At 69.7% G+C, this 12151-nt stretch carries 8 protein-coding genes; 6 read left to right on the forward strand and 2 right to left on the reverse strand.

The window, feature by feature from the left end; translation table 11 throughout:
• The first annotated feature begins 600 nt into the window (after positions 1–600).
• The gene (gene gltB, locus ACFWBQ_RS20620; protein ID WP_385490834.1) at positions 601–5160 is read left to right on the forward strand and encodes a glutamate synthase large subunit; all 4560 of its coding nucleotides are present in this window, start codon (positions 601–603) and stop codon (positions 5158–5160) included.
• Positions 5153–6613 carry a glutamate synthase subunit beta gene (locus ACFWBQ_RS20625; protein WP_385490836.1) on the forward strand — a complete coding sequence of 487 codons (1461 nt, stop codon included), beginning with the start codon at positions 5153–5155 and terminating at the stop codon, positions 6611–6613. The genes gltB and ACFWBQ_RS20625 overlap by 8 nt, the downstream gene beginning before the upstream one ends.
• Before the next feature lie 173 nt (positions 6614–6786).
• Here the strand turns inward: ACFWBQ_RS20625 and ACFWBQ_RS20630 are convergent, their stop codons facing one another.
• Complete coding sequence (locus ACFWBQ_RS20630; protein WP_385490839.1) at positions 6787–7701, reverse strand: rhomboid family intramembrane serine protease; 915 nt, start codon at positions 7699–7701, stop codon at positions 6787–6789.
• A 238-nt stretch (positions 7702–7939) separates the two neighbouring features.
• Here ACFWBQ_RS20630 and ACFWBQ_RS20635 point away from each other — a divergent pair, with 238 nt between their 5' ends.
• Complete coding sequence (locus ACFWBQ_RS20635) at positions 7940–8506, forward strand: HutD family protein (RefSeq protein WP_385490842.1); 567 nt, start codon at positions 7940–7942, stop codon at positions 8504–8506.
• Between the two features lie 43 nt (positions 8507–8549).
• Here ACFWBQ_RS20635 and ACFWBQ_RS20640 read toward each other — a convergent pair whose 3' ends face one another.
• Positions 8550–8837 (reverse strand): hypothetical protein, encoded by a 288-nt coding sequence (locus ACFWBQ_RS20640; protein ID WP_385490844.1) that lies wholly within the window; start codon positions 8835–8837, stop codon positions 8550–8552.
• A gap of 150 nt (positions 8838–8987) precedes the next feature.
• Here ACFWBQ_RS20640 and ACFWBQ_RS20645 point away from each other — a divergent pair, with 150 nt between their 5' ends.
• The 3 genes from ACFWBQ_RS20645 (at position 8988) to ACFWBQ_RS20655 (ending at position 12051) form a co-directional block, all read left to right on the forward strand.
• Positions 8988–9488 carry a pyridoxamine 5'-phosphate oxidase family protein gene (locus tag ACFWBQ_RS20645; protein ID WP_385490847.1) on the forward strand — a complete coding sequence of 167 codons (501 nt, stop codon included), beginning with the start codon at positions 8988–8990 and terminating at the stop codon, positions 9486–9488.
• Positions 9489–9985: 497 nt separating this feature from the next.
• The gene (locus ACFWBQ_RS20650; protein ID WP_015607926.1) at positions 9986–10189 is read left to right on the forward strand and encodes a cold-shock protein; all 204 of its coding nucleotides are present in this window, start codon (positions 9986–9988) and stop codon (positions 10187–10189) included.
• Between the two features lie 182 nt (positions 10190–10371).
• Complete coding sequence (locus ACFWBQ_RS20655; RefSeq protein ID WP_385490851.1) at positions 10372–12051, forward strand: DEAD/DEAH box helicase; 1680 nt, start codon at positions 10372–10374, stop codon at positions 12049–12051.
• Positions 12052–12151: the final 100 nt, after the last annotated feature.

Here is a 12151-nt window from a genome sequence, read left to right on the forward strand (position 1 = left end):
CCCCCTGTTTACGTTGCCAAACGTCACCGAAGTTAACAGGGGGAACACTGCTCCACCGGCGGAACAGACGCTTCTTGGCACCCTTCTACCGAGTGGGGGCAGGGCGCATCCGGGCATGGTCGGCGTGGCCCGGTGACCGCTGCTCCGCGCCCGGGGCGGTGTGCCCGGGCAAGCCGCCGGCCGCCGGTTTCCCCCGTGCCGAGGCCCGTGACCGCGGTTCCCGTGTGACGTGATCGCGGCCCCGGTGTGACGTACGTCGTGGCGTGCACCACTGGGCGGATGAGGCGGAGCGGCTTAAAATGGGACGCTATACAGCGCTACACATAAGTAGCCATTACTCGGCGGTTTCAATTCTGTGACCGCTGGGAAAGAGCCGTAGACACCGCAGGCAACGACGCCTGCTCTCTGCGGTCTCCCGGACGGCGAATCTCCAGGTCGTCCGCTCAAGACCTCCGCCACCACGGCTCCGTGGTGTCCGCATGTTGGAACAGCCTTTCCGCTTTTTGAGAAGCGTTCCATCATGTAACCTGCACGAAATTTCGCAGAGGGCCAACGTCGTCCCTCGGCACAGCACATGCCACGACGACGACGGGAGAGCCGATGCGTTCCGACGCCTGGTCGCCCATGGACGGTCGCCCCGTTCAGCAGGGGATGTACGACCCCCGTAACGAGCACGACGCCTGTGGCGTCGGGTTCGTGGCCACTCTGACCGGTGTGGCCAGCCATGAGCTGGTCGAGCAGGCGCTGACCGTACTGCGCAACCTCGAACACCGCGGCGCCACAGGATCCGAGCCCGACTCGGGTGACGGCGCCGGCATTCTGCTTCAGGTCCCGGATGCCTTCCTCCGCGAAGAGGTCGGCTTCGACCTCCCCGAGGCCGGTTCCTACGCCGTCGGAATCGCGTTCCTGTCCGCGGACGACTCCAGCGAGTCCGTCCAGCAGATCGAGAAGATCGCCGGCGAAGAGGGCCTCGACGTCCTCGGCTGGCGCGAGGTACCGGTCACCCCGGACATCCTCGGCAACGGCGCCCGGGCCACGATGCCCGACTTCCGCCAGATCGTTGTCGCGGACGGTACGAGCAGCGGCATCGCCCTCGACCGCAAGGCGTTCGTCCTGCGCAAGCGCGCCGAGCGTGAGGCCGGGGTGTACTTCCCCTCGCTCTCCGCACGCACGATCGTCTACAAGGGCATGCTCACCACCGGGCAGCTGGAGCCGTTCTTCCCGGACCTCTCCGACCGCCGTTTCGCCACCACGGTCGCGCTGGTCCACTCGCGCTTCTCCACCAACACGTTCCCGAGCTGGCCGCTCGCACACCCGTACCGCTTCGTCGCGCACAACGGCGAGATCAACACGGTCAAGGGCAACCGCAACTGGATGAAGGCACGCGAGTCCCAGCTCGCCTCCGGCCTCTTCGGTGCCGCGCAGCTCGACCGGATCTTCCCCGTCTGCACCCCGGACGCCTCCGACTCGGCCTCCTTCGACGAGGTCCTGGAGCTGCTCCACCTCGGCGGCCGCTCGCTGCCGCACTCGGTGCTGATGATGGTCCCCGAGGCGTGGGAGAACCACGCGTCCATGGACCCCGCCCGGCGTGCGTTCTACCAGTACCACTCCACGATGATGGAGCCCTGGGACGGCCCGGCCTGCGTCACCTTCACCGACGGCACCCAGGTCGGTGCGGTCCTGGACCGCAACGGTCTGCGACCCGGCCGCTACTGGGTCACCGACGACGGTCTCGTCGTCCTCTCCTCCGAGGTCGGTGTCCTGGACATCGACCCCGCCAAGGTCATCCGCAAGGGCCGCCTGCAGCCCGGCAAGATGTTCCTCGTCGACACCGCCGAGCGCCGCATCATCGAGGACGACGAGATCAAGGCGTCCCTCGCAGCCGAGCAGCCCTACGCCGAGTGGCTGGAAACCGGCGAGATCGAGCTCGAGGACCTCCCCGAGCGCGAGCACATCGTCCACACCCACGCTTCCGTCACCCGCCGCCAGCAGACCTTCGGCTACACCGAGGAAGAACTCCGCGTCCTCCTCGCCCCGATGGCCCGCACCGCCGGCGAACCGCTGGGCTCCATGGGCACGGACTCGCCGATCGCCGCGCTCTCCGAGCGCCCCCGGCTGCTCTTCGACTACTTCACCCAGCTGTTCGCCCAGGTCACCAACCCGCCGCTGGACGCCATCCGCGAGGAGCTCGTCACCTCGCTGCGCTCCACGCTCGGCCCCGCGGGCAACATCCTGGAGCCGACCGCCGCGGCGTGTCGCAGCGTCACGCTGCCCTTCCCGGTGATCGACAACGACGAGCTGGCCAAGCTCATACACATCAACGCCGACGGCGACATGCCGGGAATGAAGGCCGCGACCCTGTCCGGTCTCTACCGCGTCAGCGGCGGCGGCGAGGCCCTCGCCGCCCGGATCGAGCAGATCACCACCGAGGTCGACGCCGCCATAGAGGACGGCGCCCGCCTGGTCGTCCTGTCCGACCGGCACTCCGACGCCGAGCACGCACCGATCCCCTCGCTGCTGCTCACCTCGGCCGTGCATCACCACCTCATCCGCACCAAGCAGCGCACCCAGGTGGGCCTGCTGGTCGAGGCCGGCGACGTACGCGAGGTCCACCACGTCGCGCTGCTCATCGGTTACGGCGCCGCCGCCGTCAACCCGTACCTCGCGATGGAGTCCGTCGAGGACCTCGTCCGCGCCGGGACGTTCATCGAGGGCATCGAGCCCGAGCAGGCCATCCGCAACCTGATCTACGCGCTGGGCAAGGGCGTCCTGAAGGTCATGTCCAAGATGGGCATCTCGACCGTCGCCTCCTACCGCGGCGCCCAGGTCTTCGAGGCCGTCGGCCTCGACGAGGCCTTCGTCACCCAGTACTTCAACGGCACCGCCACCAAGATCGGCGGCGCCGGACTCGACGTCGTCGCCAAGGAGGTCGCCGCCCGGCACACCAAGGCGTACCCCGCTTCCGGCATCTCCGCGTCGCACCGCGCGCTGGAGATCGGCGGCGAGTACCAGTGGCGCCGCGAGGGTGAGCCGCACCTGTTCGACCCGGAGACGGTCTTCCGCCTCCAGCACGCCACCCGCAACCGCCGGTACGACATCTTCAAGAAGTACACCGGCCGGGTGAACGAGCAGTCCGAGCGCCTCATGACGCTCCGCGGGCTCTTCGGCTTCAAGTCGGGCCTCGAGCCGATCTCCATCGACGAGGTCGAGTCCGTCTCCGACATCGTCAAGCGCTTCTCCACCGGCGCGATGTCGTACGGCTCCATCTCCCAGGAGGCGCACGAAACCCTCGCCATCGCCATGAACCAGCTGGGCGGCAAGTCCAACACCGGTGAGGGCGGCGAGGACGCGGACCGGCTGTACGACCCGGCACGCCGCTCGTCCATCAAGCAGGTCGCCTCCGGCCGCTTCGGTGTGACCAGCGAATACCTGGTCAACGCGGACGACATCCAGATCAAGATGGCGCAGGGCGCCAAGCCCGGCGAGGGCGGCCAGCTGCCCGGTCACAAGGTCTACCCGTGGGTCGCCAAGACCCGGCACTCCACCCCGGGTGTCGGCTTGATCTCGCCCCCGCCGCACCACGACATCTACTCCATCGAGGACCTGGCTCAGCTGATCCACGACCTCAAGAACGCCAACCCGGCGGCCCGCATCCACGTGAAGCTGGTCTCCGAGGTAGGCGTCGGCACGGTCGCAGCCGGTGTCTCCAAGGCCCACGCAGACGTCGTCCTCATCTCCGGCCACGACGGCGGCACGGGCGCGTCCCCGCTGACCTCGCTGAAGCACGCGGGCGGTCCCTGGGAGCTCGGCCTCGCCGAGACCCAGCAGACCCTGCTGCTCAACGGCCTGCGCGACCGCATCGTCGTCCAGACCGACGGCCAGCTCAAGACCGGCCGCGACGTCGTCATCGCCGCGCTGCTGGGCGCCGAGGAGTTCGGTTTCGCGACCGCGCCGCTCGTCGTCTCCGGCTGCGTCATGATGCGCGTCTGCCACCTCGACACCTGCCCCGTCGGCATCGCCACCCAGAACCCGGTCCTGCGCGACCGCTTCTCCGGCAAGGCCGAGTACATCGTCAACTTCTTCGAGTTCATCGCCGAAGAGGTCCGCGAGATCCTCGCCGAGCTCGGCTTCCGCACGATCGAGGAGGCCGTCGGCCACGCCGAGCTCCTCGACACCGACCGGGCCATCACGCACTGGAAGGCGCAGGGCCTCGACCTGGAGCCGCTCTTCTACGTGCCCGAGCTGGCCGAGGGCGCGGTGCGCCACCAGATCGCCGAGCAGGACCACGGCCTGGCCAAGGCGCTCGACAACGAGCTGATCAAGCTCGCCGCCGACGCCCTGGGCGCCGAGAGCGCAGAGGCCGCCCAGCCCGTCCGGGCCCAGATCGCGATCCGGAACATCAACCGGACCGTCGGCACCATGCTCGGCCATGAGGTGACCAAGAAGTTCGGCGGTGCGGGCCTGCCCGACGACACCATCGACATCACCTTCACGGGCTCCGCCGGCCAGTCCTTCGGAGCGTTCGTACCGCGCGGTGTGACGCTGCGCCTGGAGGGCGACGCCAACGACTACGTCGGCAAGGGCCTCTCCGGCGGCCGGGTCATCGTCCGCCCGGACCGCGGCGCCGACCACCTCGCCGAGTACTCCACCATCGCGGGCAACACCATCGCCTACGGTGCGACCGGCGGCGAGCTGTTCCTGCGCGGCCGGACGGGCGAGCGCTTCTGCGTCCGCAACTCCGGTGCGACCGTCGTCTCGGAAGGCGTGGGCGACCACGGCTGCGAGTACATGACCGGCGGCCACGCCGTCGTCCTCGGCGAGACCGGACGCAACTTCGCCGCAGGCATGTCGGGCGGAGTCGCGTACGTCATCGACCTGGACACCGACAACGTCAACACCGGTAACCTCGGCGCCGTCGGAACCCCCGACGACAGCGACAAGCAGTGGCTGCACGACGTCGTGCGCCGCCACCAGGAGGAGACCGGCTCCACGGTCGCCGAGAAGCTGCTTGCCGACTGGGACACCGCGGTGGCCCGGTTCAGCAAGATCATCCCGTCCACCTACAAGGCAGTGCTCGCCGCCAAGGACGCCGCTGAGCTCGCCGGTCTCTCCGAGCAGGAGACCACCGAGAAGATGATGGAGGCGGCGACCAATGGCTGACCCCAAGGGCTTCCTGACCACCGGCCGCGAGGTCGCCAAGACCCGCCCCGCCGGCGAGCGCGTCAAGGACTGGAACGAGGTCTACGTTCCGGGCTCGCTGCTCCCGATCATCAGCAAGCAGGCGAGCCGCTGCATGGACTGCGGTATCCCGTTCTGCCACCAGGGCTGCCCGCTCGGAAACCTCATTCCCGAGTGGAACGACTTCGCCTACCGCGAGGACTGGACGGCCGCGTCCGAGCGCCTGCACGCCACGAACAACTTCCCGGAGTTCACCGGGCGGCTGTGCCCCGCACCCTGCGAGTCGGCGTGTGTGCTCGGCATCAACCAGCCGGCCGTCACCATCAAGAACGTCGAAGTCTCCATCATCGACAAGGCCTGGGACAGCGGCGACGTCACCCCGCAGCCGCCCGAGCGCCTCTCCGGCAAGACCGTCGCCGTCATCGGCTCCGGCCCGGCCGGCCTCGCCGCCGCCCAGCAGCTCACCCGGGCCGGCCATACGGTCGTCGTCTACGAGCGGGCCGACCGCATCGGCGGCCTGCTGCGCTACGGCATCCCCGAGTTCAAGATGGAGAAGTCGCACATCAACCGCCGCATCGAGCAGATGCGCGCGGAAGGCACCAAGTTCCGCACCGAGATCGAGATCGGCCGTGACATCGACGCCGCGAAGCTGCGGCGCCGTTACGACTCGATCGTCATCGCCGCCGGTGCCACCGTCTCCCGCGATCTGTCCGTCCCGGGCCGTGAGCTGAACGGCGTGCACTTCGCGATGGAGTACCTCCCGCTCGCCAACAAGGTGCAGGAGGGCGACCTGACGGTCGCCCCGATCAACGCCGAGGGCAAGCACGTCGTCGTCATCGGTGGCGGCGACACCGGCGCCGACTGCGTCGGCACCGCCCACCGGCAGGGCGCGGCCTCCGTCACCCAGCTGGAGATCATGCCGAGGCCGGGCGAGGACCGTAACGCCAACCAGCCCTGGCCGACCTTCCCGATGCTCTACAAGGTCACCTCCGCGCACGAGGAGGGCGGCGAGCGGGTCTACTCCGTCTCCACCACCCACTTCGAGGGCGACGAGGACGGCAACGTGGCTGCGCTGCACCTCGTCGAGGTGGAGTTCAAGGACGGCAAGCTCGAGCAGAAGCCCGGCACCGAGCGGCGGATCCCCGCCCAGCTCGTCACCCTCGCCATGGGCTTCACCGGCACCGACCAGGCCAACGGCCTCGTCCAGCAGTTCGGCCTCGACCTCGACGAGCGCGGTAACATCGCGCGCGACAAGGACTACGCCACCAATGTCGACGGCGTCTACGTCGCCGGTGACGCGGGCCGCGGCCAGTCCCTGATCGTCTGGGCCATCGCCGAGGGCCGCTCCGCGGCACGCGGCGTGGACCGCTTCCTCACCGGGGCCAGCGCACTGCCGGCCCCGATCCGCCCGACGGACCGTTCGATGATGGTCTGATCACGGCACACACACGTCCCGTACAACGGCGTACGGAACTGAACACGGCGCCCGCCTCGTCCCCGACCGGACCATGGCGGGCGCCGTGGCGCGTCCGGGGCCCCGCGGCACCGCCCGGCCCGGAGAGCCGGTCCTCGGGAGGAGTGCGTCGGAGGGCTGAGCCGTACGTGCCGTCAGGCGACGCCGGTCAGTGATGCCGTCCTCAGGGCCACCACTACGGCCAGCAGAGCGACCAGCACCGCACCGCCGGCCAGTTGCATCGCGGAGGTCCGCAACTTTGCCGGGGCGTACGCGAGCCCGTACGTCACCAGGCCGCCGGTCAGCAGTCCGCCGAGGTGGCCCTCCCAGGAGGTGAACGCGGCCGAGACGACCATCCAGAGCAGAAAACCGGCCATGAAGCGATTGACTGCATGCATGTCGCTGCGCAGACGCCGGTTGATGACGTAGAACGACGCGGCCAGACCGAAGACCGCTCCCGAGGCACCGACCGCCGTGGTGTCCGGCGAGACCAGATAGACCAGTACCGAACCGCCCACCGCGGACAGCAGATACAGCGCCAGATACCGTGCGCGGCCGAGGTGTCCCTCGACGACCCGGCCCAGATTCCAGAGCGCGAGCATATTGAAGACGAGGTGCATCACACCGAACGACGTGTCGGGCGGCAGATGCAGAAAAGCACCGGTCAGCAACCGGTACCACTCACCGTCGACGACTCCGGCCAGATCGAAGCCGGGGACCGTCTCCCCCTTGTAGTAGTACTGCCCGCCCGCCGGATCGACGAGAACCGCACCGAGCATCCCGAACCTGTCCACCGTCTCGGAACGCGCCACCTCGACGACGTACGCGACGATGTTCAGCGCCATCAGCACATACGTCACCACGGGAGCAGCGGTCGCCGTAACCGCACCGCCGAAGAGCGAGCGTGCCTGACGGATCGAGCGCTGCCCCTCCTTCACGCACTCCACGCAGTGATGGCCCACCGACGCCTCACGCATGCAGTCGGGGCAGATGTACCGGTCGCAGCGCGTGCAGCGCACGTGTGCCTCGTACGACGGGTGGCGGTAACACGAGGTGGCGGCGGCCTCCATGGCCGGCTCCTTCATTCGTGGGCGGAGAGGAGGGCCGCTGGGGCGGCGGCGATCAAGATAGCGAACGCCGGGGGAGACGGGTACATCCGGGTACGGGACAGCCCGTACTCTCGGAAGTCCCGCAGCCGGAACCCCGATCGGAGACCGACATGGCCGGTACGTCCACCACCACGTACGACCGGCTGGTCGCCGGGCGCTCGCACCGGCCTGCCGCGGCGAGCGCCCAGGGGATCGTCCGATGACCCTGCGCGTACTGAGGGCGGCCGGTCGGGCGGCCGCACCCTGGCACAACGGCAAAGGGGTCACCCGGGAGATCGCGGCGGCTCCCGAAGGCGCGACGACGGACACCTTCGACTGGCGGATCAGCCTCGCCGAGGTGGCCGCGGACGGCCCGTTCTCCTTCTTCGCCGGCACCGACCGCACCCTGACCGTTGTCGAGGGCGAGGGAATGGACCTCGTGGTCGGCGGCGAACACCACATCGTCGACGAGCCGCTGTGGCCGCACGACTTCCCCGGGGACCTGGAAACCGAAGGCCGCCTCCTGGGCGGCCCGGTCGTCAACCTCAACGTGATGTACCGCCGGGACCGTGCCGCGGCGTCGACCGCGGTCGTACGCGGCACGGTGCGGCTGATCCCGCCGGCCGGCGGGACGGTCGTCGCCGTCGCACTCGAGGACGGCGCGGTGATCGAGGGCGCCGCGGACGTCGAACTGGCCCGCTACGACGCGGTGCTGGCCGTCGGGGACTCACCGGGTGTCCTGCGCACACGGGGCTACGCAGTCGTCGTCACCCTGCCGGGCCGGTGAACGGTTACGCGCCCGGCACCGCGTGACGGCGGATCGTGGACGGTTACGCGCCGGGCACCCAGTAGCGGTGCACCGGGGAGACCTCCGGCGGCCCGGCGGCCGGGGGGAGGCCCCGCTTCTCGGCGATCGGCATGATCAGCGCGCCGAACGTGTCCATCGCCTCCCGGGACTCCCAGAGGTCGTAGATCTCCAGGCCCGCACCGGTCGGCACGCACACATGCGAGAGACATCCTGCGAAGGTGTCACCGGGAAGTGCCTGCAGCTCGGCGTTGAGAGCGTCGTACTGCTCGGCCGTGGTGCCGGGCAGGACGGTTTTCATGAAGACTGCCATGGGACATCACCTCGGCGGGGTCCTCCCCGCCGCCGGAGCGACGGCCACACCCCTTCCAGCACACCACGATTGCAACAAGGCGGCATCCGTTCCGGTGACGTGCGGCGAATCCCGACAGAAGGTGTCGGGATTGAAGGGTTCGATGGCCCCATGACATCGAGTTCGTGGCAAGACTTCCGGGCCGCGGAGCCGGCCTTCGCCGACACCGTGCAGAAACGCTTCCAGCAGTACAAGCACCACGTCCTGGCAACCCTCCGCAAGGACGGATCGCCCCGGGTCACCGGCCTGGAGGCGGAATTCCGGCTGGACGAGCTGTGGTTCGGCATGATGCCGGGCTCCCGCAAGGCGCTCGACCTGCGGCGCGACCCGCGATTCGCCATGCACGCAAACCCGGGCCCCGACGCCGAGATGGCCGACGGTGACGTCCGGATCTCCGGCCGGGCCGTGGAGGTGACCGACGCCACTGTCCTGGCACGCTTCGTCGAGGAGGTGACCCCGCCGGAGCCGTTCCTCCTCTTCCGCGCCGAGCCGGCAGAAGTGGTCCGCACCGGGCTCGACGGCGACGACCTGGTCCTGCAGGTCTGGCGTCCCGGCCATGCGCTGCGCACGATCCGCCGGGGTAACGACGACAGTCCACCCCGCGAGATGTGAAGCCGGCCGGGCGGCCGTACGGTCCGGCAGCGACACCCGCTCGGCGCAACACGGCACGGGCTCCTGACGGCTCTGCGGCACGAGCCCGCACCGTCCGGACGCGTCTCCTGTGTCATTCGGGTGAATGACTTCCCGGCGAGCGGCTCCGGCGGACGACTCGGTTCCGTTCGCCGTCTCCGAAGGGCCTGTCTCCCTTGGGAGAACGGCGCGGGAAGCATCCGGGAACGATTCCGGAACCCGAGCCGAACGGTCGCCGCGACCCCGCTGGTCAGCGAACCTTTCCATCCGGCGGCGTGGTGGGAGCTGCCGCCGGACGGCAGAACGTGCTACGGTTGCCCAGTTGCAGTTTTGGTACCCATGAACTTTATGTGCGCCTGACGGGAACCCTCCTCAGGCGCTTTATTGTTTTCCGGCTTTCTCCGGATGGGGCTCAATGCGGCGACTTGGAATTCGTAAAGTGCGGATTTCCGGCACTGCACCTCTTTTAGGAGAATGACATGGCTACTGGAACCGTGAAGTGGTTCAACTCGGAAAAGGGCTTCGGCTTCATCGAGCAGGACGGCGGCGGCGCCGACGTCTTCGCCCACTACTCCAACATCGCCACCCAGGGCTTCCGTGAGCTCCAGGAGGGCCAGAAGGTCTCCTTCGACGTCACGCAGGGCCAGAAGGGCCCGCAGGCGGAGAACATCGTCCCGGCCTAATTGCCGGACGCGTACCTCGCAACCGGGGCCCGCACCGTGAAGGTGCGGGCCCCGGTTTGTGCTGTTTCCGGTTTGCTCTGTCTCCGGGGACACCTGCTCTGTGCTTGCATCCTGGGGCGCACATCAAGCAGTCCACAGCAGTCGGCAGTAACCCCAGGAATCCCCCAGGAGGGCAATTCCGTATGACCCGCTCCGAACGCCAGGACCGACCGACCCGCAGCCGCCCGATAAGGGGGCGCGGCACGGACCGGGCACAGGTGAACGCCAGAGGCTCCGCCAAGGCGCCGTCCCGCCGTCGGCCCGCGCCGTCGCAGGGTGGCGAATTCGCCCTGCCGGAAACCATGACCCCCGCGCTGCCTGCCGTCGAGGCGTTCGCCGAGCTCGACATGCCTGCCGCGCTGCAGAAGACCCTCACCGCGCAGGGTGTGACCGACCCGTTCCCCATCCAGGGCGCCACCCTGCCGAACTCGCTGGCAGGCCGGGACATCCTCGGCCGTGGCCGCACCGGCTCCGGCAAGACCCTGGCCTTCGGCCTGGCCCTGCTCGCGCGCACCGCCGGACGCCGCTCCGAGCCGCACGCCCCGCTGGCGCTCGTCCTCGTTCCCACCCGTGAACTCGCGCAGCAGGTGACCGACGCGCTCACGCCGTACGCGACGTCCGTGAACCTGCGGATGGCGACCGTGGTCGGCGGCATGTCGATCAGCAAGCAGTCCGGCACGCTGCGCCGTGGCGCCGAGGTGCTCGTCGCCACGCCGGGACGGCTCAAGGACCTCATCGAGCGTGGCGACTGCCGGCTCGACGAGGTCGCCATCACCGTCCTCGACGAGGCCGACCAGATGGCCGACATGGGCTTCATGCCGCAGGTCGTCGCCCTGCTCAAGCAGGTCGAGCCGGACGGGCAGCGGATGCTGTTCTCCGCGACCCTGGACAAGAACATCGACCGGCTGGTCAAGATGTTCCTGACCGACCCGGTCGTGCACTCGGTCGACCCGTCCGCGGGCGCCGTCACCACCATGGAGCACCACGTGCTGCATGTGGCGGACGAGACCGACAAGAAGGCCGTCGCCACAAGGATCGCCGCCCGTGAGGGCCGGGTGATCATGTTCGTCGACACCAAGCGTGCCGCCGACCGCTTCGCCAAGCGGCTGCTCGCCAGTGGCGTACGGGCTGCCGCACTGCACGGCGGCCGGTCCCAGCCGCAGCGCAACCGGACGCTGGACCAGTTCAAGACCGGCGAGGTCACCGCGCTCGTCGCGACGAACGTCGCGGCCCGCGGCATCCACGTCGACGACCTCGACCTGGTCGTCAACGTGGACCCGCCGACCGACCACAAGGACTACCTCCACCGCGGCGGGCGCACGGCGCGCGCCGGGGAGTCCGGCAGCGTCGTCACGCTGGTGCTGCCCGAGGAGAAGCGGGACATGACCCGGCTGATGGCGGACGCGGGCATCGCACCGCGGACCACCCGGATCAAGTCCAGTGACGAGGAGCTCAGCCGGATCACCGGTGCGCGTGAGCCGTCCGGCATCGCGATCGTCATCGAGGTGCCGCAGCCGACGCCGCCCAAGCCGCGTACGCGTGGCGGGGGCACTGGTGCGGGTGCGGCGGCCGGTGGGTCCTTCCGCTCCGGGAGCCGGGGCCGGGGTCGGCGCGGTGGCTCGGGTGCGGGTGCGGGTGCCGGTGCCGGTGCTGGTGCGGGCTCGGGTGCCGCGGGTCGTGGTGCGGGCTCGGGCGGCGGTTCCGCGGGTCGTGGTGCGGGCTCGGGCGGCGCGGGTCGTGGTGCCGGGGCCGGGCGGGCCGGGGGCGCCGGCGGTACCGGCGGGCGCAGCAGTGCGCCGTCGCGGGGGCGTCGGGCCGCATAGCGGTCGGACCCGGTCGGGGGGGGGGGGGGGGCGGGGGCGGGCCGGGCGGCCCCGGGCGCAACAGCACCCCGGACACGAGCGACGCGACGACGGACGCCGC

The organism is Streptomyces sp. NPDC060035, from assembly GCF_042736635.1.
In the GTDB taxonomy this organism is placed as follows: Bacteria; Actinomycetota; Actinomycetes; order Streptomycetales; family Streptomycetaceae; genus Streptomyces.

What these genes read in the sequence shown, in the direction of transcription:
- ACFWBQ_RS20625 (WP_385490836.1), top strand. Translation starts at nt 5,153, where the DNA reads ATGGCTGACCCCAAGGGCTTCCTGACCACCGGCCGCGAGGTCGCCAAG.
- ACFWBQ_RS20635 (WP_385490842.1), top strand. Translation starts at nt 7,940, where the DNA reads ATGACCCTGCGCGTACTGAGGGCGGCCGGTCGGGCGGCCGCACCCTGG.
- ACFWBQ_RS20630 (WP_385490839.1), bottom strand. Translation starts at nt 7,701, where the DNA reads ATGGAGGCCGCCGCCACCTCGTGTTACCGCCACCCGTCGTACGAGGCA.
- ACFWBQ_RS20650 (WP_015607926.1), top strand. Translation starts at nt 9,986, where the DNA reads ATGGCTACTGGAACCGTGAAGTGGTTCAACTCGGAAAAGGGCTTCGGC.
- ACFWBQ_RS20655 (WP_385490851.1), top strand. Translation starts at nt 10,372, where the DNA reads ATGACCCGCTCCGAACGCCAGGACCGACCGACCCGCAGCCGCCCGATA.
- ACFWBQ_RS20640 (WP_385490844.1), bottom strand. Translation starts at nt 8,837, where the DNA reads ATGGCAGTCTTCATGAAAACCGTCCTGCCCGGCACCACGGCCGAGCAG.
- ACFWBQ_RS20645 (WP_385490847.1), top strand. Translation starts at nt 8,988, where the DNA reads ATGACATCGAGTTCGTGGCAAGACTTCCGGGCCGCGGAGCCGGCCTTC.
- gltB (WP_385490834.1), top strand. Translation starts at nt 601, where the DNA reads ATGCGTTCCGACGCCTGGTCGCCCATGGACGGTCGCCCCGTTCAGCAG.